The following is a 21,930-nucleotide window of genomic DNA, read 5'->3' as shown; positions in this document are numbered from 1 at the left end:
ATTCAGGAAGAAGTTGAAGCGGGGCGGTCGAGACCGCAGTTCCAGCACAGCTCGAAATGCTGCGGTACGTCCTGGCCGCAGCCACAGCGCCAGATCGAGTGGATCAGCGCACGGCGTTCGTATTCGCGCAGCAGGGCGCGCGCCCGCGTTTCGTCGGCCGGGTCGAGCAGGTACAGGCGCGGATATTCGAGTGGCAGTTCGCCGCGCGCGGCCCACAGGAACGCACCGTCGATGCGCACTGCGATCTCGTGCTGGGCGAGGTAGTCGGCCACGAGCTGGGCTTCGACGGGATCGGCGGCGAGATAGAGCGCGGGCATGCGCGGAGCATCGACACGGCGCGACGGAGCGTCAAGCCGCGGTCGTGCTTGCGATTGACACTGCAATTGACACTGTAAAACGGCGGCGCCTAGGCTCGACCACTTTTCGCCCAGGCTTTCCGACATGAAATCCTTCTCGCTGATCACCTCCGCGCTGGTCGCCGCGGCGCTCGTCGTCGGCAGCGCCAGCGCGCAGTCCGATTCCAGCAGCCCGTACAACGACAGCCTCGACAACTCGCCGTCGGCCGGCGCGATGGCTTTCGATCTGATCGTCGTGCGCCCGATCAGCCTCGTCGCGACGGTGCTCGGTTCGGGCCTGTTCATCCTGAGCCTGCCGCTCGTGCTCGTGCAGCGCGACGCCCCGGTCGCGGCGGCGAACAAGCTCGTCGTCGAACCGGCGCGCTACACCTTCGATCGTCCGCTCGGAGTGATGGAACAGTAGGAAAGCTTCAAGCCCGGGCAGGGCCGGGGGTGAGGGATTCCCCGGCACAGCCTAGTTCGGCTATCCGCTGAGAATCCCTCATCCGCCCTTCGGGCAGCTTCTACCGTAGGGAGAAGGCTTAGCAGCGCAAGCGTTCAGCGCAGCACCTTGCCGTCGGCGTCGAGCACCTTCACCTCGCCGAGCTTGAGCGCGCGCACCGGCGCCTCGATCTTCGACAGATCGCCGACGATGACCCAGGTCAGCTGGTCGGGCTTCAAAAACTTCTTCGCCGCCGCATCGGCCTGCTGCGCCGTCATCGCCTCGACCTTCGGCACGAGGTCGTTGTAGTAGCTGTCGGGCAGGCCGAACTGCAGGATGTTCAAGTACGAGCCGGCCACTTCGCCGGCGGTTTCGTTGTCGCCCGGCAGGCCGACCACGAGGTTGTCGGACGACAGCTGCAGCTCGGTCTTGCTGATGCCCTTCTTGCCGACGAAGCCGCGCAGTTCGCGATCCATTTCCCTGATCGATTCGACCGTCTTATCGGCCTGCACGGGCGCATAGGCCAGGAACGGACGCGGGCCCTTGGTCGCGCCGAGCACGGAGCTCGCGCCGTAGCTCCAGTGCTTGTCCTCGCGCAGGTTGAGGTTCAGGCGCGACATGAACATGCCACCGAGCACGTTGTTGGCGAGCGTCATCGCCAGATCGTCCGGATCGTTCTTCGGCGGCGCCACCGACACCGCGGCGACCAGCGTCTGCGCCGCGCCGGTCTTGTTGATCAGGAACACGCGCGGCGCCGCCGGCGCGGCGACGCTCGTGAGGTTCTTCGTCGGCAATGGCGCTGCCGGTGCTTTCCAATTGCCGAGGCGCGATTCGAGCAGCGGCTTGATCTCGGCCAGCGTGGTGTCGCCGACGATCAGCAGCTGCGCATTGTCCGGACGCACCCAGCGCGCGTAGAAGGCTTCGAGATCGTCGCGCGTGAGCGCGGCGACCGTCGCCTCGTTGCCGTTGCCCGAACGCGGGTTCGAGTAGGCGTGGTCGGGGCCGTAGATCAGGCTCGGATAAACGCGCGTGAGCAGGCCCACCGGCTGCGATTTCTCCTGCGCGATGGCGGCGAGGCGCTGCTGCTTCATGCGCTCGAGCTCGTCGGCCGGGAAGTTCGGATGCAGCAGCACGTCGGTGAACAGATCGAGCGAAGGCTTGAGCTGGCGCTTGAGCGCGTTGAGGCCGATCAGCAGCGAATCCTGGTTCGCGGTGGCCGCGATGTGCGCGCCGAGGTCTTCGGATTCGGCCGCGATCTGCTGCGAGGTCTTGCTGTCGGTGCCCTCGTCGATCATCTCGAGCATCATCTTGGCGGTGCCCGCGCCGATGCCCAGATCCGACGAATAGCCCGCATCGACGATCAGCGAGGCCTGCACCACCGGCACTTCGTGACGCTCGGCGAGCAGCACGCGCAGGCCGTTGCTCAAAGTCGTGCGCTGCAGCGGCGGCAATTTCAGCGCGGGCGCTTCGCCGGGCGTCGGCAGGCGCGAACGATCGGCGCCGGTCTTGGCCGTCGTGTATTCGGGGAACGGTTCGACGGTCAGCGTGAAGCGGCCGTCCGAGAGCCAGTCGCGCGCGGTTTGCCTCACTTTCTCGGGCGTCGCCGCGAACACCCAGTCCAGCTCCTTCTTGTAGTAGTCCGGCGAGCCGCAATAGACCTGGTACTGCGCGAGCTGCGACGATTTGCCGGTGAAGCCGTCGACGCGCTCGAGGCCGCGCACGAAGCTCGATTCGAGGCCGATCTTCACGCGCTCGAGTTCCTGCTCGGTCGGGCCTTCCTTCAAGAAGCGCGTGAGTTCTTCCTCAATCGCCTGCTCGACTTTCGCGGTCTCCACGCCCGGTGCGACGGTGGTCATGAGCTGCAGCTGCGAGCCGATTTCGAACGGGCCGATGCCCGCGCCGACGTCGGTGGCGATGCGGTCGCGATAGACCAGGCGCTGATAGAGCCGGCTGTTCTTGCCGTTGGCGAGAATCTCGCTCGCGGCCTGCAGCAGGTTGGTGTCGTAGGCGCAGAAGCCCGGCACGTTCCAGGTCTGATAAAGCCGCGCCTGCGGCACGCGATCCTGGATGACCGAGCGCTTGTTGCCGCTCATCTTGGCGACCCAGTCGCCATGGCGCTCGCGCACCGGACCGGACGGAATGTCGCCGAAGTAATGCTCGACCTTCTTGATCACCTCGTCGGTGTCGACGTCGCCCGCGAGCACGAGCACCGCGTTGGCCGCACCGTAGTTGTCGGCGAACCACTGCTTGACGTCGCTCAGCGTGGCCGCGTTGAGATCGGCTTCCGATCCGATCGTGGTCCACGAATACGGATGGCCCGCCGGATAGGTTTCGCGCGCTATCAGGTCATCGACCTTGCCGTAGGGCTCGTTCTCGCCCTGGCGCTTTTCGTTGAGCACCACCTCGCGCTGCTCGTCGAGCTTCTTCTGGTCGATGGCGCCGACCAGATGGCCCATGCGATCCGATTCCATCCACAGCGTCATGTCGAGCGCCGAGGTCGGCACGTTCTCGAAATAATTGGTGCGGTCGTACCAGGTGGTGCCATTCATCTTGCTCGCGCCGACGGCCTCGAGCGGACGGAAGAATTCGTCGTCGAGATGCTCGGAGCCGTTGAACATCAGGTGCTCGAACAGATGCGCGAAGCCCGTGCGGCCCGGACGCTCGTCCTTGCTGCCGACGTGATACCAGACGTTGACCGCGACGATCGGCGCCTTGTGGTCCTCGTGCACGATCAGCGTGAGCCCGTTGGGGAGGATATGCTTGGTGTAAGGGATATCGAAGGCCTGCGAGCGCGCGGACGAGGCCTTCGGCGGCTTGGCCGCATCGGCCAGCGGCGCGGCGGCCGGCGTCTGCGGCGAGGTGGCGGCGGTGCCCGCGCAGGCGGCCAGCGCGCCCGACAGCAACATGCACGAGAGCGGCGAGCGCAGGACTCGCGCGGCGAGACGATCCAGAGAAGGCATGGACGATTCCGTTGGAAAATTTTCCGGGTTGAGGACGCATTGTGCCGCGCTCGCAGCGGCAGGGCTCAGATCGTGACGCGCTTCGCGAGTTCCGCGGACGATCCAAAGTGCTGGCGCATCGCGCGGCATCGGCTGGTCGGCGCGCGCCAGCGGCCATCGCCGCATTTCGACGAGCGTCCCGAAGCGACCGGCGCGATCGAGCTGCTCGTGATCCACGCCATTTCGCTGCCGCCCGAGCAGTTCGGCGGCCCGTGGATCGACGCGCTGTTCGCCGGCACGCTCGATGCGGCCGCGCATCCGTACTTCGCAAGCATCCAGGGCCTGCGCGTGTCGGCGCATTGCTGCATCTTCCGCGACGGCTCGATCACCCAGTACGTCGATTTCGATCGCCGCGCGTGGCATGCGGGCGCCTCCGAATGGCGAGGGCGCACGCGCGCGAACGATTTCTCGATCGGCATCGAGCTCGAAGGCAGCGACACCCAGGCCTTCGAGCCCGCACAGTACGAGACGCTCGCCCGCGTGACGGCCGCGTTGCTGGCCACGTATCCGACGCTGTCGCCGGAGGCGATCGCGGGGCATTCGGACATCGCCCCGGGCCGCAAGACCGACCCGGGGCCGCACTTCGATTGGGCGCACTACCGCGCGCGGCTCGCCACGCTGCTGGCATCATGAGCCCATGCAGCTGATCGCGATCCTGTTGGCGCTGGGCCTCGAACGCCTGCTCGGGCAGCTGTCCTGGTGGGGCCAGCCGTTCCTGCAGCAGACCACGCTGCGCGGCGCCCGCAGGCTCACGCCGTGGCAGCTGCTCTGGCGCAGCCCGGTCATCGTGCCGCTGCTGCTGCTGCCGCCGATGGCGCTCGTCAGCGCGCTCGAAAGCCAGATCGAAAACCCCTTCGTCTCGCTGGCCTGGTCCGCGCTCGTGCTGCTGCTGTGCCTGGGCCCGCGCGATCTGGCCGACGACATCAACAGCCTGCTCGCGGCGCGCGCGGCCGGCGACACCGCCACCGCCACCCGCCTCGCCCGCGCCCTGCAACGCGGCCCCGAGCCCGACGCGAGCCATCGCTCGCTGATCGGCGCCCTGTTCATCCAGTCGCACGAGCGCCTGTTCGGCGTGCTGCTGTGGTTCTTCGTGCTCGGGCCCGTCGGCGCCGTGCTGTATCGCGTCGCGAGCCGGCTGCCTCGGCTGCTGCATCAGGAGGGCGAAACGCTCGGCGCGCAGTTCGCCGACACCCTGCACGGCCTGCTCGCCTGGATCCCGGCGCGCATCACCGCCCTGCTGTTCGGCCTCGCCGGCAGCCTCGACGACGCGCTCAAGGCCTGGGCGCGGCTGCGCAGCGACCCGGTCTTCAACCGGCAGGCCGGCTGGAGCCGCCAGACCTGGGCGATCCTCGCCGAGACCGCCATCGGCGGGCTCGAGACCGACGGCGAAGACGGCGGCGGCCCGGCCTTGCCGCCGACCTTCGAGGCGACCTTGTCAGAAGTGCAGAGCCTGCAGACGCGCGCGCTGCTGATCCTGCTCGCCTTCTTCGCGTTCTTCGCGACGGGGGCCTGGGTGAGCGGGTTTTGATGGGTGCGGGTCGCGGGTGTTTATGTTGGGCTGCTCCTCTTTTCACCTGGTGGATCAGAGGGCGGACAGCGGGTATGGCGTCCCCTCTCCCACTCGTGGGAGAGGGTGGTCCGCAGGACCGGGAGAGGGGCGGCCCGGAAAAGGCGCGCATTTTTCAGACGAGCCCTCTCTCCCCGCCTCCGGCGGGACTCTCTCCCGCAAGCGGGAGAGAGGAACAACGAGCAGCACGCGCTCCGATATATCGGCCGCGAATACCAGCGGCGAAGCGTAGCGAGCCAGTCGCGTTTGACGTTCAACCCCTGGCAGCGCCGGCTGGGGCGGCGCGCGCAGTGGGGCTGGCGGCCACGACGGCCGCCAGAGCTTCGTCGCGACACGGACGTCGCGTCGAAGCGACCCCGAGCACGTCGCTCCAGCCGGGGACCCGTTCGTCGGCGCAGCCGTCGAACGGGCGCGGACTTCGGGGCGTGCTTTTCCTGCTTACTTCTTTTGCACGAGCAAAAGAAGTAAGGCCCGACCGGCAAGGTCAAAGCTCTCAGCGCCGAGCAGCGCTCGCCATCGCAACTGCAATGCTGACAATGGCAGCACCCGCTCAAGCAGCCCGCATCGTCGCCATCGCACCCCATCTCGCCGAACTCACCTGCGCCGCCGGCGCCTGCGACCAGCTCGTCGGCCGGGTCGCCTACAGCGACTACCCGGCCGAAGTGACGAAACTGCCGAGCATCGGCGACGCCTTCGCCCTCAACGCCGAAGCCCTGCTCGCACTGAAGCCCGACCTCGTCATCACCTGGGACGGCGGCACGCCCGCCGCCACGCTCGACCAGCTCCAGCGCCTGAACCTCAAGACCCTGAGCCTGCGCGTGAACCGGCTCGACGACATCGAAGCCGCCCTGATCACGCTCGGCGAGCAGCTCGGCACGCGCGATCAGGCGCGCAAGGCCGCGGCCGACTACCACGCCCGCATCGAAGCCCTGCGCAACCGCTACGCCCACGCTCGCCGGCTGCGCGTCTTCTACCAGATCGAAGCCGACCCGATCTTCACGATCAACCACGACAGCCCGATCAGCCAGGCGCTCGCGCTGTGCGGCGGCGACAACGTGTTCGCCGACCTGCCGCAGCTCGCCGGTGCGCTCGGCCGCGAGGCCGTGCTGCAGCGCGACCCGGACGTGGTGATCTGGGGCGACAAGGACGATGTCGCCGGCATCGAGGGCTTCTGGAAGCGCTGGCCCGCGGCCAGGGCCACGCGCGCCGGCAATCTCTACGCCGTGAGCTCCGACAAGCTCGCGCGCGCCACCCCGCGCATGGCCGAGGGCGCGGCCGAACTCTGCGCGGTGCTCGACCGCGCACGGCAGAAAACGCCGCCGCGCTGATCGCGGGCAGAGCTACGTTCCGGCTTAGTTCAGCCTCTTCGCGCAACATCGACGTTCATCTAGCCGACCTCATTCCGCGCATGGAAGGCACGCTGCCGCTCACGACTTTCAAGGTGTTGACGCTCAACACCCACAAGGGCTTCACCGCCTTCAACCGGCGTTTCATGCTGCACGACCTGCGCGATGCGGTGCGCGGCGTCGGCGCCGACGTGGTGTTCCTGCAGGAAGTGCTCGGCAGCCATGAACTGCATGCGACCCGGCAAAAGGAATGGCCGACGGCTCCGCAGTACGAATTCCTTGCCGACACCATCTGGGGCCATTACTCCTACGGCCGCAACGCGATCTATCCCGAAGGCCATCACGGCAACGCGGTGCTGTCGAAATTCCCGATCTCGGCCTGGCAGAACCACGACGTCTCGATCGCCGGCCCCGAGCGTCGCGGCCTGCTGCATTGCACGCTGCGGATCCCGCATCGCGATATCGAGGTGCATGCGATCTGCGCACACCTGGGCCTGATGGAAGATCATCGCCGCCAGCAGCTCGAACTGCTCTGCAAGCTGGTGCACGAGGCCGTTCCACCCGATGCGCCACTGATCGTGGCGGGCGATTTCAACGACTGGCGCGTGCGTGCGCACAAACAGCTCGAGAAAGGCTGCGGGCTGACCGAGGCCTTCGCCGCGCACCACGGCGCGGCTGCGCGCAGCTTTCCGTCCCGCTTTCCGATCCTGCGGCTCGATCGCATCTACACGCGCAACGTGCGCACGGCGCAGCCCGCGGTGCTCGCATCGAAACCCTGGTCGCATCTGTCGGATCACGCGGCGCTCGCGTTGGAGATCACCTTATGAGTCACGATCGTCGACATCCCTGGCGCGCGGGCAACCGCGTGCAATTGCTCGAGAACGGCGAGGCCTACTACCCGCGCGTGCTCGAGGTAATCAACGCGGCTTCGAGCGAAATCTTCGTCGAGACCTTCATCCTGTTCGACGATCCGGTCGGCAAGCCGTTCCAGCAGGCGCTGATCGCGGCGGCCAAGCGCGGCTGCCGCGTCGAGCTGACGGTCGACGGCTACGGCTCCGCCGACCTGACGCCGGAGTTCATCGGCGAAATGACCAGCGTGGGCATTCAATTCCATGTCTACCGGCCACAGCCGAAGATCATGGGCGTGCGCACGAACCTGTTCCGGCGCCTGCATCGCAAACTCATCGTCGTCGACGGGCGCATCGCCTTCTGCGGCGGCATCAACATCGCGTTCGATCACGTCGCCGATTTCGGCCCGACCTCGAAGCAGGACTACGCGGTCGAAGTCGAAGGCCCGATCGTGCGCGACATCCATCGCTTCGTGGAGCTCTCGGTCGCCAAGAGCGAAGCCAAGCAGAACCGGCTCAGGCGCTGGTGGCAACGGCGCAAGCAGGCGATTCCGGAGCCCGAGCACGAACCGGTCGGCAGCGTGCAGGCGATGTTCGTCACGCGCGACAACGAGCGCCATCACGACGACATCGAACGCCAGTACCGACTCGCGATCAAGTCGGCGCGCAGCCGCATCGTCATCGCGAACGCCTATTTCTTCCCGGGCTGGCGACTGCTGCGCAACCTGCGCGATGCGGCGCGGCGCGGCGTCGACGTCACCCTGATCCTGCAGGGCAAGCCGGACATGTGGTACGTGAAGTGGGTCGCCGAGAATCTCTACCACTACCTCATGAAAGCCGGCGTGCGCATCTACGAATACTGCGAGCGCCCGCTGCACGCCAAGGTCGCGGTGATCGACGATCAATGGGCGACGGTCGGATCGAGCAACCTCGATCCGCTGAGCCTCTACCTGAACCTCGAATCGAACCTCGTGTTCCGCGATGCGGCGTTCAACGCGCATCTCGCCTCACGGCTGCGTCATCTGATGCAGCAGTGCTGTCGCGAAGTGCAGTGGGATTCGATTCCGCATCGCGACATCCGGCGGCAGCTGTTCGTGTTCATCACCTACCACCTGGGCCGTCGCTTCCCGTCCTGGGCCGGATGGCGTCCGGCGCATGCGCAGAAGCAGGGCATCGCAGCGCCCGATTCGCGCCCGCCGGACGATCAGCGCGAAACACCCGGCTCTTTGCAGGCGCAGAGCGCCAAGCACTGATTGTGAGTCCCTCTCCCGGAGGGAGAGGGATGACGAACAAGCGTCAGCGTCGGAACCGCGCGATCAGCTGCACCACGCCGACGATGATCGCGCCTGCGACGACGCCGATCAGCGCGTTGAGCAAGGTCGACACCACGGCCGCGAGCGCGCCCGCGCCATGCGCCAATGCCTCGACGCCGTGATGCAGCGCCGGCACGCCGTGCACGAGGATGCCGCCGCCGACGAGGAACATCGCGGCGGTGCCCGCGATCGACAGCGCCTTCATGAGCCAGGGCGCGAACGCGAGCAGACTGCGGCCGAACGCCTTCGCAGCCGAGCTCTCGCGTTGCGTCAGCGCGAGCCCCGCGTCGTCGATCTTGACGATGCCGGCGACGAATCCATAGACACCGGCCGTCATGATCAGCGCGATGCCCGCGACCACCACGACCTGCTGGCCAAAACTCGCGCCAGCGACCGCACCGAGCGTGATCGCGATGATTTCGGCCGACAGGATGAAGTCGGTGCGGATCGCGCCCTTGATCTTGTCCTTTTCGAAGTCGACGAGATCGATCGCCGGATCGGCCACCGCCTGCTTGTGTTCGGCCTCGCCGTCACCGTGATCGATGAACTTGTGCACGATCTTCTCGAAACCTTCGAAGCACAGGAACGCGCCGCCGATCATCAGCAGCGGCGTGATGAGCCACGGAATGAAGTAGCTGATCGCGAGCGCCGCCGGAACCAGGATCGCCTTGTTGACGAACGAGCCCTTGGCCACCGCCCAGACCACCGGCAGTTCGCGATCGGCCTTCACGCCGGTGACCTGCTGGGCGTTGAGCGCGAGATCGTCGCCGAGCACGCCGGCGGTCTTCTTCGCCGCGGTCTTGGTCATCACGGCGACGTCGTCGAGTACGGCGGCGATGTCGTCGAGCAGAACTAGCAGGCTGCTGGCCATGGATTCGTCTTTGTGGGGTCTTGTCGAAGGAGATTAAAACGATCGGCCGTCGACCTGGATGGTCTTGACGGTCGACAGGTCCAGATTCTCGATGCAGCGCAGATTAATGCCGGCCATGCTGTTGCCTTCGCGATCACGTCCCGAGGCGAACGGCGCGCAACCGCAGCGGCTGCAGAAGTGATGCTCGATGACGTGCTTGTTGAACTGATAGGTCGCGTAGTCGCCTTCGATGGTCTTGAGCGTGAGCTGCTGACGCGGCACGAACCACAGCCGATAGCCCTTGCGGCTGCAATGCGAGCAATTGCAGTCGATGGCCTGATCGATCTCGCCGCTGACTTCGAACGCGATCTTGCCGCAGTGACAGCTGCCTTGGTACAGCATGGGAACGATCTCCTCTGCCTTGAATCCTTCCTGGATCGGTTTGTCGGGTGGCTGCGGCCGCGCCGCCGCCACCCTCCATTGAGCCGCGTCAACCGGTGTTCTGCAAACCCTGCGAAACGCCGTTGACGGTCGCCACGAGCGCGCGCAGCAGATGCTCGTCCTCGCTGCCGCCCGCGCGCCAGCGCGCGAGCAGATCGACCTGCATGAGGCTGATCGGATCGACGTATGGGTTGCGCAGGCGGATCGATTGCGCGAGTCGCGGGTCCGAGGCGAGCAGGCGATCGGAGCCGCGCAGCTTGAGCACCCAGTGCACGGTGCGATCGAACTCGGCGCGGATCAGCGGATAGAACTGATCGTGCAGCGGACCCGCGAGCTTCGAAAACGCTTCGGCGATGTCGAGATCGCACTTGGCAAGCACCATGTCGACGTCGGCGAGCATCGTGCGCATGAAGGCCCAGTCCTTCGCCATTTCGAGCAGGCGCTCTTCGCCGAAGTCGGCCGCGCCGCGTTCGAGCGCCGAGCCCAGGCCGTACCAGGCCGTCAGCACCGCGCGGCACTGCGTCCAGGCGAACACCCACGGAATCGCGCGCAGCGATTCGACGCCCTTCATGCTGCCGCGACGCGAGGGCCGCGAACCGAGCGTCATGCGCTCGATCACGTCGATCGGCGTCGCCGCGCGGAAGTAGTCGACGAAGCCGTCCTTGGTCACGAAGGCGCGATAGGCCTCGCGGCTCGCGGCCGCCATCGCGGCCATCGCCTGCTTCCAGGCGTCTTCGCGCGGCTCGTGCAGGCGCGGGCGCAGGCTCGCGCGCAAGGTCGCGGCGACGGACTGTTCGAGCTCGCGCAGCGCGAGCGCACGAATGCCGTATTTGCGGTGGATGACTTCGCCCTGCTCGGTGACGCGGAACACACCGCCGACCGAGCCGCGGGGGCTCGCCATGAGCGCCGGCATCACGCGGCCACCACCGCGGCTCGCGCTGCCGCCGCGGCCGTGGAAGAACGAGAGTTTGATGTGCGCTTCGGCCGCGACTTCGAGCAGCTCGACCTGCGCGCGTTGCAAGCCCCAGCGCGAAGCCAGCGTGCCGCCATCCTTGCCGCTGTCGGAATAGCCGAGCATCACGTACTGGCGATCGCCGCGCGCGCTCAGGTGCTGGCGATAGGCCGGATTCGCGAGCAGCGCGCGCAGCGTGTCGGGCCCGCCCTTGAGGTCATCGACGGTTTCGAACAGCGGCGCGATGTCGAGCGGCACGTCTTCGCCGGGCTCGCACAGGCCGCCCTGGCGCGCGAGCGCGAGCACCGCGAGCACGTCGGCGGGCCGCTGCGCCATGCTGATGATGTAGAGGCCGGTGGCTTCGCTTCCATAACGTTCACGTGAAGTCCGCAGCTCGTCGAACACCGCCAGCGTGCTCGCGGCGGCGGCGATGCCTGGACGCGGGAAACGCGCCTCGCCGGCCGCGTAGGGCGTGAGCGTCTCGGCCTGCTCGATGGCGGAGCGCTCGGCCCAGTCCGGGTCGTTGAGCAGGGCGCCGACGGCCTGGGCGTGCTGGCGCGAATCCTGGCGCAGATCGAGCCGGGCCAGATGAAAACCGAAGCTGCGCACGCGCCAGCGCAGGCGCCGGATCTGGAACCAGCCCGCATGCAGGCCGCGATGCACGGCGAGGCTGTCGGCGACCAGATCGATGTCGGCGATGAACTCCTCGGCGCTCGCGTAGGCGTCGGGCTGATCGCGCTGGGTCGCGCGCAGGCGCGCGCGCATGAGCGTGAGCAGCACGCGGTACGGCATGTCGGCATGGCGCGCGCGAATCGCCTTGCTCGCGGCCGGAAAGCGCTCGCGGTAATGCTCGGCGCGGTCGAGCACGGCCTGCGCGACCTGCGCGCGGCCGGTGGTCTGCGACAGCAGGCTCGCGAGTTCGCCGAGTTCGGCCACGTAGCGATCGAGCACCTGCGCGCGCTGCGTCGCGAGCGTGGCCGCGATGGTCTGCGCGCCGACGTTCGGATTGCCGTCCATGTCGCCGCCGACCCAGGTCGCGAAGCGCAGCAGGCGCGGCAGTTCGCCTTCGATGCCGTAGACCTCACGCAGGGCGTCCTCGAGCAGCTCGTAGAACACCGGCACCACGAGATAGATCGGGCCGCCGAGATAGAAGCCGACGTGTTCGAGTTCGTCGGCGACCGTGAGCCGCACCGACGAGGTGTCGGCGGTCTGCCAGCCGGCCGTCATCGCCATGCGCAGGCGCTCCCAATCGGCACGCAGCTCGATCGGGGTGCGCGCATCGTCGAAGCCATTGACGAGGCAGCGCACGATCTCCTGCTCCTTCTTGAGCAGCGAGCTGCGCATCGCTTCGGTCGGGTGCGCGGTGAAGACCGGCTCGACGTCGAGCCGGTTCAGCACCGCGAGCAGCTCGTCGGCCGAGACGCCGGCGTCCTTGAGCTTGGCCAGCGCATCGACGAGGCCGTCGGGCTGCGGCTTCGGCGGGGCGCCATCGACGCCGCGCTGGTATTGCCGGCGCCGCCGGATGCGGTGCACGCGCTCGGCGATGTTGACCATCTGGAAATAGGTCGAGAACGCCCGGATCAGCGTCTCGGCTGCATCGACCGGCAGCTCGGCCAGCGTCGACGACAGCGCGGCGAGCGGCCTGGCGTTCTCGCGCCGCTCGATCGAGGCCGTGCGCGTGGCCTCGACGCGATCGAACAGCGCCTGGCCGACCTGCTCGACGAGCAGTTCGCCGACGGTGGCGCCGAGGTGGCGGACATCCTCGCGCAGCGGGGCGTCGATGGCGTCACGGGGCGGGAGAGCGGGTTTGGCGTTGGCGGAGGTGTTCATACCGGTACGGTGCACGCAAACGCCGTACCTCGCCAATGCTTACTCGCTCAAAAAAACGCTCGTCCTGCTCCTGCGGCCGGCCGGTCTCAGTCTTGCCGGAACTCGAGCCGGGCCGAAACGCTCGCGTTCTGGGTCGTCAGCGGGTAGCTCTCGACCGTGACCGTGCCTTGCTGGATGGTGCCCGTGAAGGCGCCGCCACCCAGCGCGGTGAAGTTCAGCTTGCCGGTCGAATCGCTCGTGAAATCGCCTGCGGATTGCACGAACTGTTCGAGATTGCCCGATTGCCTGGCCTCGACCCACACATGCCGCAGCGACCAGGTTCCCGCTCCGTCTCCATTCGAATCCGATAGCGATAGCCGACCGGAAGTGATGGTTTCGGGGTTCTCCCAGCTCTCGCGCGGAAGATCTTCATAAGGCAGCGGCTTGCCATTGACCTCGGCGAGATCGAAGAAGCAGGGGGAACCCGGCGTCGTGGGCGTGCACAGGCCGGACTGCACCCGGATGTCGGCGACGAGCGTCACGAGTTCGCCTTCAAGCGCGGTGTATTCCGCGGAGACCGCCACCGGATTGGACTGCGGCGCGACGGCGGGCGCCGTGTAGAGCGCCGCGCGGTCTTCCTGGACCAAGACGGTGCCGACGTTGCCGTCGCCGCCCGGCGTTCCGTTGACCGACCAGTTCCTGACGAGATTGCGTATCACCGTGCTCGGCTGGCACTGCGCAAGCAGCGTCGTGAGCAGATCGTCCGACTGCACGCGCTCGCATACCACCACCGACAGCGAAACCGTCTCGCCCGGCTTGACCGTCGCGGATTGCGGCGACAGCTGCGCGCCGGTCACCAGCGACCAGTCACTGAAGTGATTCGTTTCGACCGACACGGTTTCCGCGTCCGCATCGAGCTGCAGGTCTTCGTGCAGTTCCCAGAAGCCTTCGCGGGTCTGGCTCGCCACGCGCAGCAACTTCGGCGCGGTGCCGAGAATCTGCTCGGGCATGAACTTGAACCTGAGCCTGACCGGCACCGAGAACGAAATGCCTTCGTGTCCGAGCCGGTAAGCGCCGCCGACTTTCCCGTGCGCGTGATTGGAAATCGGCTGGATGCTCACGACGGCTTCCGCAGCAAGCGCACCGGCCGGCACTTCGATGCGCAAAGCACCGTCGGCCGATTCGATCGCGCCGCCCGCAGGCCCGATCGCCTGCGTCACCGGCTCGGCTAGCGCCGTGCCCACCGCGGTGGCGACCGCTTCTACGGGTTCTTCCGGCGGCGGCTCCTGTGGTGAGCCACCGTCGGAGCCGGATCCGCAGGCTGCGAGCAGCGCGAGAATCGCCGCAGCCCAGATCGGGCGACGCTTGGGGGCCGTGTTTTCGTCGGGAAAAGAATCCGTTTGCGCCGTCCTCTCGGGACGACCTGATCTGCTGTCTGCCATCTGCATTGCGCTTGCTCTGGGGATGAATCGGTGGCGCCGACGAGCGCGCTATTCCCGGATCGGAAAAACGCCGCTGATCGTCCGCATGCGGCTCGCCACGGGCCGCACGGCCTGCGCGAACGCCTTGCCCTCGGCACGCCACTTCAAGACTCGTGTCTGCTGCTCATCGGCCATCTGCAGCGCCGCCTGCTTCTGGCTCGGCGTCAGCGATTTCGTTTCTTGCGCGCGGCGGCGCGCATCGGCGAAGGGCTGCAGGATTTCGGCCTCCGGAACCGTGGCGAGGAAGCCGCAAAAAGTCTCGTCCACTGCTGTTTTCCAGCTGTTTTCGGTGAATCCGGCCGCCTCTATCAGGCCCTGATTTTCCGCGTCCTGTTCGAACCAGTCGGCGGCGATCCCGGCGTCATAAGCGAAGTCGCCGAGCTCGGGCTGCAAAGCCTCGAGCAAGCCAACGACCCTGGATGCTTCGCTCTCCGACAGCGCCAAGGCACCCGGCGACACGAAGACGCCGAGACCCAGCGCGATGGCGAGCACTTTTAGCCATGCGATATCGCAACACCACCGACCAACCGCTCCGAAAACACGCAATCGTTTCACGCCGACTCCCGCAGCTCGTCCAAGCGCGGCGCTACAGTCGCCGCGTACTCGAAACAGGATCGCGGGCGCGAGGCCTGTGCGTCTTGGCCTCAGGCGAACGGATGCTGCCGGAAACGAAGGCGAGCCTGGTCAGTCGGGAAAAAACGGTGTGGCGGTGCGTTGATTCAGCGCAAGCGCTTGCAAATGCCGCGGGCGCGCACGTCCGATGGCGTGAGGCCGTAGCGGCGGCGAAAGGCCCGGTTGAAGTTCGACAGGTCCGTGAACCCGGAGTCGTAGGCGATCTCCGAAATGCCCGTTTCGACCGCGCCTTCGTCGAGTCGCGCAAACGCGAGCGCGAGCCGGCTGCGACGCAGGAATTCGGTGAACGTCGTGCCTTCGCGCTCGAACAGCTGCTGGATGTAGCGCGGCGTCACGCCCTGGCGTTTGGCGACCTCGCCGATGCCAAGCGCGGGATCGCGAAGCCGGTTGAGCACGTCCTGCTTGATCAGCTCGAGCCTGGCCGCGCGAATGCCCTGCTCGTCGCGCTCTGCGCCTCCCTGCACGACGCCGTCGAGCACGAGCGCGACCAGGTCGTGAACGTGGTTGGCCGCGGTCTGGCGCGCCTTGTCACCTTGCGGAGGCGACTGCCGCAACAGATCCACATAGCCGGCGAACAAGGCCGCGCCAGGCGCCTTGCGCGACACGTGATAGCACGGGGCCAGATCCAGGCCAGGCACGCGTGCCGCAATTTCCGAGCGTCCGAGGGAAACCAGTTCCACCGTCGAGGCGCGGCCATGCCGGACTTCGAAGCAGGTGCCTTCGTTGACGAGCATCAGGTCACCGGCATTGACGGTGAAAGCCCGTCCGCCTTCGACACAGACCTCGTGATCGTCCGAGACCATCGCCAGCGTGTAGTTGTCGCGCCCGTCACTGAGCAGATCGCGCGGGCGGCTGCCGACCATCGCCGGATAACGGGCCTTGGCGATGCCGACGGCGTCCGGCAAGCCGAAAATCGCAATGTCGATGCGCAGGTCGTCCTCGGACAGTGGCCGGAAGCGCATGCCCGCCCAATGGCGCGCGACGAAGTCGTGGACGAACGCCAGGCGCTTGGCTTCGGGAACCGTGGCGGTCGAGATCCTTTGCATGCGAAATAGTCTACCTCTTGAATCCTGCTGCGAGACCAGCTGGACCTGACCAGCGCTGAATACCTACTTCATATCTCTTTATCCGCATAGGCGGATATAATCGCACCCGTCGCCTTTCGGCTCCCCTACGAAACCTCGCCCGGACTTCTTCGATGAACGCCCCCACCATGCTCGCCCAGGACTTCAAGGTCCGTGATCTTTCCCTCGCCGAACTCGGCCGCAAGCGCATCACCATGGCCGAAGAGGAAATGCCGGGCCTGATGAGCATCCGCGCCAAGTACGCGCCGCTGAAGCCGCTGGCCGGCGTGCGCCTGACCGGCTCGCTGCACATGACCAAGGAGACCGCGGTCCTGCTCGAGACGCTCGGCCATCTTGGCGCCTCGGTGCGTTGGGCCAGCTGCAACATCTTCTCGACCTCCGACGACGCCGCCGCCGCGGTCGCCGCGGCTGGCACGCCGGTGTTCGCCTGGAAAGGCGAAACGCTCGAGGAGTACTGGGACCTCGCGCTCGACGCGATCACCTTCACGCTGCCCGACGGCACCCTGACCGGCCCGGAACTCGTGGTCGACGACGGCGGCGACGTGACGCTGCTGATCCACAAGGGCTACGAGCTCGAAAACGGTTCGGATTGGGTCAACACGCCTTCCGACAACCACGAAGTGAAGGTCATCAAGGACCTGCTCAAGAAGGTCGCGGTCGAGCGTCCGGGCTTCTGGACCCGCGTGGTCAAGGACTGGCGCGGCGTGTCGGAAGAAACCACCACGGGCGTGCACCGCCTGTACCAGATGATGGAAGCCGGCAAGCTGCTGGTGCCGGCCATCAACGTCAACGACTCGGTCACCAAGTCCAAGTTCGACAACCTCTACGGCTGCCGCGAGTCGCTCGCCGACGGCATCAAGCGCGCCACCGACCTCATGATCGCGGGCAAGGTGGCGGTGGTCTGCGGCTACGGCGACGTCGGCAAGGGCAGTGCGCACAGCCTGCGCGGCCTCGGCGCGCGTGTGATCGTCACCGAGATCGACCCCATCAATGCGCTGCAGGCGGCGATGGAGGGCTTCCAGGTCACCACGGTGGAAGACACGCTGGGCCTCGGCGACATCTACGTCACCACCACCGGCAACAAGGACATCATCACCCTCGAGCACATGCAGGCGATGAAGCACAACGCGCTCGTCTGCAACATCGGTCACTTCGACAACGAGATCCAGATGGATCGCCTCAACGCGGCCGAAGGTGTAACCAAGCTCAACATCAAGCCGCAGGTCGATCACTACACCTTCAGCAACGGCAAGAGCCTCTACATCCTCGCCGAAGGCCGTCTCGTGAACCTCGGCTGCGCGAACGGCCACCCGGCCTTCGTCATGAGCAACTCGTTCTCGAACCAGACGCTCGCGCAGATCGACCTCTGGAAGAACAAGGACCAGTACGAGAAGACCGTCTACCGCCTGCCGAAGAAGCTCGACGAGGAAGTCGCCGCGCTGCACCTGGAGCAGATCGGCGTGAAGCTCACCAAGCTCACGCCCGCGCAGGCCGAATACCTCGGCGTGCCGATCGACGGCCCGTACAAGCCCGATCACTACCGCTACTGATTTGGCGCGACCGATGGACGAAGCGCTCACTCCGAATTCGCCGACCTGGATCATCGAAGCCCTCGTGGACGATGATCGCGAGGCGGCGCAAGCCGTGGTCGATCTGCTGATCGATCACAACGCCCCGTTTATCGGGCGGCCCGGAGTGCAGCGCTTTCGCCGCGCGGTATTCGATGCAGACCGCCGCATCGTCGGCGGACTGCTCGGCGAATTCCGCGCACACTGGCTGCACGTCGACATTCTCGTGCTCGACAAGAACCTGCGCGGCAGCGGTGTCGGTCGAACCTTGATCGAGCAGGCCGAAGCGGCCGCGCGCGAGCGCGCTTGCCACGGCATCTGGCTCGATACCTTCGCGTTCCAGGCTCCCCATTTCTACGAGCATCTGGGCTTCACGCGCTTCGGCACGATCGAGAATTTTCACGATGGCCAGGCACGATATTTCTATCTCAAGCGGTTTTGATTTCCTGCAGGGTTCCCAGTCCGTGAGCACCGCCCGCCATTCCTTCGAACTGTTTCCGCCGCGCACGCCCGAAGGCGTCGCCAAGCTGCCGGCCACGCTGAAGAAACTCACCGAGGCCAAACCCGGCTTCTTTTCGGTGACCTACGGCGCGCTAGGCTCGGAGCAGAACGGCACCTACGACACGCTGATGACCGTGGTGCGCGAAACCGGCATCGCGGTGGCACCGCACCTGACCTGCATCGGCAGCACGCGCGCTCGCGTTGCGGAACTGCTGGCGCAGTATCGCGATGCCGGCGTGCGACGCATCGTGGCTCTGCGCGGCGATCTGCCCGCGACCGCCTACAGCTCCTCCGCACCAGGCGAGTTTCATTATGCCAACGAGCTGGTGTCGTTCATCCGCCAGACGCATGGCGAGCACTTCGAGATCGAAGTGGCGGCTTATCCGGAAATGCATCCGCAGGCCAAGCGCTTCGACGACGATTTCGGCTACTTCGTCGATAAGGTGAAAGCCGGCGCCAATAGCGCGATGACGCAGCTGTTCTACAACGCCGACGCCTATTTCTATTTCATGGATCGCTGCGCCAGGGCCGGCGTCAGCATTCCGGTGGTGCCGGGCATCATGCCGATCACCGGCTTCGCGAACATCGTGCGCTTCTGCAACAACTGCGGGGCCGACCTGCCACGCTGGATCACGCTGCAGCTGGAGCAGTTGCAGGACGACAAGGCCGCGCTGCAGGACTTCGGCACCGAAGTGGTCACGCGCCTATGCGAAACCCTGCTCAAGGGCGGCGCGCCGGGCCTGCACTTTTACACCATCAACCAGGCCGAGCCGACGCTGCGCCTGTGCCGCAACCTGGGCTTGTCCACCTAGGTCAGGTAACGAGCCGTGATCCTTCCGCACGCCTTCGACTACGCCGGCACGGCGGTCTTCGCGGTCTCGGCCGTGCTCGCCGCCGGGCGCAAGGAACTCGACCTGCTCGGCGCGGTGATCATCGCGCTCGTGACGTCGACGGGCGGCGGAACCCTGCGCGACCTGCTGCTCAACCGCACGCCGTTCTGGTTCACCGACACCGGCTATCTCGTCACGATCCTGATCGTCGCCTGCACCACCGCACTGATGCTGCGCTGGCGCCATCCATCCGAGCGCCTGCTCGAGATCGCCGACGCCGTCGGCGTCGCGATGTTTTCGATCTCGGGCGCGCGCATCGCCGAAGCCGCGGGTTTGCCGGGGCTCATCGTCGTCGTGCTCGCGACGATCACGGGCACCTTCGGCGGCCTGCTGCGCGACGTGCTCTGCAACGAGATTCCACTGCTGCTGCGACCCGGCACTATCTACGGCGTCGTCGTCATCGCCGGCGCGTCGCTCTACGTAGCGCTGCAATCGCTCGGCGTCTCGCGCGACATCGCGGCGCTGGCCGGCATGCTGCTGATCGCGACGCTCAGGCTCGTCGCGATCGCGCGCCAGATTTCGCTGCCGGCCTTGAGGGTTCGGGAGCCGGGGCGCGGCGAGGACTGAACCTCAATCGCCGCGCGCGGCACCAGTTAGCGAGCAGGCGCTGCAATCACCCGCCCCGGGTTCGGCGTCCACTCCACCGTTCATGCAGCCTGCGGCAGACTTGGCCGATTCGATCGCGCAGACGATCGTCGCAAGGGACGTTTCCTCGATGCCTTCGGAACCGACATCGCCTCCGCCGCGCGATACGCTCGATCTACGGGCGACGCCCGATGCCCGGCGTCGCTTCGTCTCGCCTCCCGGCAAACCCCGGCAACCGTCCAGACCGCCGAAACTCCACCTGAGCCGCACCCGCATCGCCCTGATCGCCCTCGCCGCGCTGGTCGCTTCGCCGTTCGTGCTGATCGCGCTCGGCAGCTTCATGCCGGTCTGGGTCACGAGCTACATGCTGCAGAGCCCGACGCGCCCGGTGCAGCACGATTGGGTGCCGCGCGAGCGCATCGCCGATGCGGCGCGGCGCGCGGTGGTGGCGGCCGAGGACCAGAAGTTCTGGAACCATCATGGCTTCGACGTCGAGGCGATGCAGAAGGCCTACGAGCGCAACAAGCGCGGCGGGCGCGTGCGCGGGGGCTCGACGATCAGCCAGCAGACCGCCAAGAACCTGTTCCTGTGGCCGGGCGGCGGCTACTTCCGCAAGGGGCTCGAGGCCGGCTTCACGGTGGTGATCGAGGCGCTGTGGTCGAAGGAGCGCATCCTCGAGGTGTACCTGAATTCGGCCGAGTTCGGCCCCGGAATCTACGGTGTCGAAGCCGCCTCGCAGCGCTACTTCCGCAAGCCAGCCGCCGAACTCAGCAGCAGCGAGGCGGCCCGCCTCGCGGCGGTGCTGCCGAGCCCGCGGCGCTGGAAGGTCGATGCGCCGGGACCCTACGTGCGCTCACGCGCGGCCTGGATCCAGCGCCAGATGGGCTACGCGGGGCGCGCCCCGGCGACGCCCGACGACGAGCCCGATCTGCCGCCCGGCGAGCACTTCGACGAGGACGAGGCGCCGGCGCAGCCGGCTGCAACGGAACCGCAGGCCCCGCCAGCCGCCCCGGAACAGGAACAGCCCGCCATCGCGCCGGAGCCCGCAGCCGCCGCGGAAGCGTCCGCACCGCCCGAGCCGGCGTCGGAGCCGGAGCCGCAACCGGCTATGGAGCCCCCGGCGAATCCCCCGGCCGAAACGCCGCCCGACGATTGAAGTCGTACAGCGGGCCATAACCCGCCGTGGAGCCGACCCGCCCTACGGAGCCGCCGAGGCCTTGGCGGGCGGGAAGCGCCCGTTCCAGCGCCACAGGGCGGCGTGATCGTCCTCGCCGCCGATCAGCGCGCTGTTCGCATCGCGGTCGTAGCCGGCGGCCTCGAGAATGCGCTGCCTCGGCAGGCGCACGATGCGCATCGGCCCGCGCGTGATCGCCTGCGGCCAGTCCTCGTCGGCGCGGCGCTCGAATTCGGCCAGGTGCTTGTAGGTCAGGATCAGCAGCTTGCGGCCGTCGGCCGACAGGTCGATGGCGGCCGGGGTGCCGCGATAACGCTCGACGCCGGCCGGCAGCGCCGGCGATACCGGGCCTTCCCAGATCAGCGGCAGGTCGGCAATGCGCCGGGCCACGGCGAGGTCGCCACCGTCCGTGAACTTCATCGGCAGTTCGTAGAGCCCGGCCGGCTTGCGGCCCTTGTCGATCAGCAGGAAGCGCCCGCGCTGCGGATCGGCGGCCAGCGATTCGCAGTCGCGCGGGCCGTCCTCGTAGCGGAAGCGAATCTCGCGCGTCTGCGCGATGCCGTCCGCCGGCAGCGTCGGCTCGGCCAGCACCCAGATCGAGACCTGGCTGCGAAAGCTGAAGTTGTCGCCGGTGTCGGCGATCGCCAGATAAGCCTGGCCGTCCTGCTCGTAGCTCGCGAGGTCTTCCCAATCGGTATTGAGGTTGGACACGGTGACTTGTCCCTGCGGGCGCCCGTCGGCGCCGAGCGCGTACAGCAGCGGGGCGTTGCCGCTGTCGTTGAGGCCCCACCAGCGGCCCGGTGCCCGGCGCGAAACCGCCAGCCCCGAAAGCTCGTTGAGCGCGGCGTCGTCGATGCGGCCCGTGAGCCGGAAGTAGGCGGGTATCCCGGACTCGGGCCCGGCCGCGTCGGCCGGGCCCGAGACGATCAGAAACGCAGTGAGCGCAGCCACAGCCGCGTTCAGGTTCCACCTGTGCCTGTTCACTTTAAGTAATTCCGATAACTAATTAACGACACTGAGAAAGTTCACTCAACTAACAGCTTTTGTGGATAAGTTTGTGGGAAATCGGGGGCCAAAGCCGCTAAGTCGACGCCCTCACTTGGAATTTTGC

At 66.9% G+C, this 21,930-nt stretch carries 19 protein-coding genes and 1 pseudogene; 11 read left to right on the top strand and 9 right to left on the bottom strand.

Annotated features, from left to right (window positions below; all coding sequences use genetic code 11):
- Window positions 1–2 precede the first annotated feature (2 nt).
- A complete protein-coding gene (locus AC3WUM_RS10595; RefSeq protein WP_492410250.1) occupies window positions 3–317 on the bottom strand; it encodes a putative signal transducing protein in 315 nt (104 codons plus the stop codon).
- A 124-nt stretch (window positions 318–441) separates the two neighbouring features.
- Here AC3WUM_RS10595 and AC3WUM_RS10590 point away from each other — a divergent pair, with 124 nt between their 5' ends.
- Window positions 442–759 carry a hypothetical protein gene (locus tag AC3WUM_RS10590; RefSeq protein WP_492410249.1) on the top strand — a complete coding sequence of 106 codons (318 nt, stop codon included), beginning with the start codon at window positions 442–444 and terminating at the stop codon, window positions 757–759.
- Window positions 760–893: 134 nt separating this feature from the next.
- Here AC3WUM_RS10590 and AC3WUM_RS10585 read toward each other — a convergent pair whose 3' ends face one another.
- Window positions 894–3,737, bottom strand: coding sequence for a M16 family metallopeptidase (locus AC3WUM_RS10585; protein WP_492410248.1), 2,844 nt, complete (start codon window positions 3,735–3,737; stop codon window positions 894–896).
- 117 nt (window positions 3,738–3,854) lie between these two features.
- Here AC3WUM_RS10585 and ampD point away from each other — a divergent pair, with 117 nt between their 5' ends.
- The 5 genes from ampD to clsB all read left to right on the top strand — a co-directional run bounded on the left by ampD (window position 3,855) and on the right by clsB (window position 8,790).
- Window positions 3,855–4,409: a 1,6-anhydro-N-acetylmuramyl-L-alanine amidase AmpD gene (ampD, locus tag AC3WUM_RS10580; RefSeq protein ID WP_492410432.1), complete on the top strand. Its 555-nt coding sequence runs from the start codon at window positions 3,855–3,857 to the stop codon at window positions 4,407–4,409.
- 4 nt (window positions 4,410–4,413) lie between these two features.
- Window positions 4,414–5,304, top strand: a complete 891-nt coding sequence (gene ampE, locus AC3WUM_RS10575; RefSeq protein WP_492410247.1) for a regulatory signaling modulator protein AmpE — start codon at window positions 4,414–4,416, stop codon at window positions 5,302–5,304.
- Window positions 5,305–5,879: 575 nt separating this feature from the next.
- Window positions 5,880–6,671 (top strand): cobalamin-binding protein, encoded by a 792-nt coding sequence (locus tag AC3WUM_RS10570; protein WP_492410246.1) that lies wholly within the window; start codon window positions 5,880–5,882, stop codon window positions 6,669–6,671.
- 80 nt (window positions 6,672–6,751) lie between these two features.
- Window positions 6,752–7,516 (top strand): endonuclease/exonuclease/phosphatase family protein, encoded by a 765-nt coding sequence (locus tag AC3WUM_RS10565; RefSeq protein ID WP_492410245.1) that lies wholly within the window; start codon window positions 6,752–6,754, stop codon window positions 7,514–7,516.
- Window positions 7,513–8,790 (top strand): cardiolipin synthase ClsB, encoded by a 1,278-nt coding sequence (gene clsB / locus AC3WUM_RS10560; RefSeq protein ID WP_492410244.1) that lies wholly within the window; start codon window positions 7,513–7,515, stop codon window positions 8,788–8,790. Before AC3WUM_RS10565 ends, clsB begins: the two co-directional genes overlap by 4 nt.
- Window positions 8,791–8,833: 43 nt before the next feature.
- On the opposite strand, the gene AC3WUM_RS10555 is transcribed toward clsB, so the two are convergent.
- The 6 genes from AC3WUM_RS10555 to AC3WUM_RS10530 form a co-directional block, all read right to left on the bottom strand.
- Window positions 8,834–9,721, bottom strand: coding sequence for a DUF808 domain-containing protein (locus AC3WUM_RS10555; RefSeq protein ID WP_492410243.1), 888 nt, complete (start codon window positions 9,719–9,721; stop codon window positions 8,834–8,836).
- A gap of 33 nt (window positions 9,722–9,754) precedes the next feature.
- On the bottom strand, window positions 9,755–10,102 hold the full coding sequence (locus AC3WUM_RS10550) for a GFA family protein (RefSeq protein WP_492410242.1): 348 nt from the start codon (window positions 10,100–10,102) through the stop codon (window positions 9,755–9,757).
- Window positions 10,103–10,190: 88 nt separating this feature from the next.
- On the bottom strand, window positions 10,191–12,923 hold the full coding sequence (gene ppc / locus AC3WUM_RS10545) for a phosphoenolpyruvate carboxylase (RefSeq protein WP_492410240.1): 2,733 nt from the start codon (window positions 12,921–12,923) through the stop codon (window positions 10,191–10,193).
- 86 nt (window positions 12,924–13,009) lie between these two features.
- Window positions 13,010–14,350, bottom strand: a complete 1,341-nt coding sequence (locus AC3WUM_RS10540) for a hypothetical protein (RefSeq protein ID WP_492410239.1) — start codon at window positions 14,348–14,350, stop codon at window positions 13,010–13,012.
- Window positions 14,351–14,392: 42 nt separating this feature from the next.
- A complete protein-coding gene (locus tag AC3WUM_RS10535; RefSeq protein WP_492410238.1) occupies window positions 14,393–14,938 on the bottom strand; it encodes a hypothetical protein in 546 nt (181 codons plus the stop codon).
- 164 nt (window positions 14,939–15,102) lie between these two features.
- Window positions 15,103–16,062 (bottom strand): AraC family transcriptional regulator, encoded by a 960-nt coding sequence (locus tag AC3WUM_RS10530; RefSeq protein WP_492410237.1) that lies wholly within the window; start codon window positions 16,060–16,062, stop codon window positions 15,103–15,105.
- Window positions 16,063–16,214: 152 nt separating this feature from the next.
- Between AC3WUM_RS10530 and ahcY the strand changes: the two genes are divergently transcribed.
- From ahcY to mtgA, 5 genes and pseudogenes are all read left to right on the top strand, one after another.
- The gene (gene ahcY / locus AC3WUM_RS10525; protein WP_492410236.1) at window positions 16,215–17,651 is read left to right on the top strand and encodes an adenosylhomocysteinase; all 1,437 of its coding nucleotides are present in this window, start codon (window positions 16,215–16,217) and stop codon (window positions 17,649–17,651) included.
- A 13-nt stretch (window positions 17,652–17,664) separates the two neighbouring features.
- Window positions 17,665–18,111: a GNAT family N-acetyltransferase gene (locus AC3WUM_RS10520; protein ID WP_492410235.1), complete on the top strand. Its 447-nt coding sequence runs from the start codon at window positions 17,665–17,667 to the stop codon at window positions 18,109–18,111.
- Entirely contained in the window at window positions 18,074–18,982 is a 909-nt protein-coding gene (gene metF / locus AC3WUM_RS10515) for a methylenetetrahydrofolate reductase [NAD(P)H] (RefSeq protein ID WP_492410234.1), read from the top strand. Before AC3WUM_RS10520 ends, metF begins: the two co-directional genes overlap by 38 nt.
- Window positions 18,983–18,997: 15 nt before the next feature.
- Window positions 18,998–19,627 carry a trimeric intracellular cation channel family protein gene (locus AC3WUM_RS10510; RefSeq protein ID WP_492410233.1) on the top strand — a complete coding sequence of 210 codons (630 nt, stop codon included), beginning with the start codon at window positions 18,998–19,000 and terminating at the stop codon, window positions 19,625–19,627.
- A 277-nt stretch (window positions 19,628–19,904) separates the two neighbouring features.
- Window positions 19,905–20,543: pseudogene (mtgA, locus tag AC3WUM_RS10505) on the top strand (monofunctional biosynthetic peptidoglycan transglycosylase); the annotation flags it as partial.
- Between the two features lie 300 nt (window positions 20,544–20,843).
- On the opposite strand, the gene AC3WUM_RS10500 reads toward mtgA, so the two are convergent.
- The gene (locus tag AC3WUM_RS10500) at window positions 20,844–21,803 is read right to left on the bottom strand and encodes a hypothetical protein (protein WP_492410232.1); all 960 of its coding nucleotides are present in this window, start codon (window positions 21,801–21,803) and stop codon (window positions 20,844–20,846) included.
- Window positions 21,804–21,930 lie beyond the last annotated feature (127 nt).

Source organism: Hydrocarboniphaga sp. FW305-C-57 (assembly GCF_058783045.1).
Note: the sequence above shows the minus strand (reverse complement) of the source record. Positions and strands in the feature narration are given on the sequence as shown.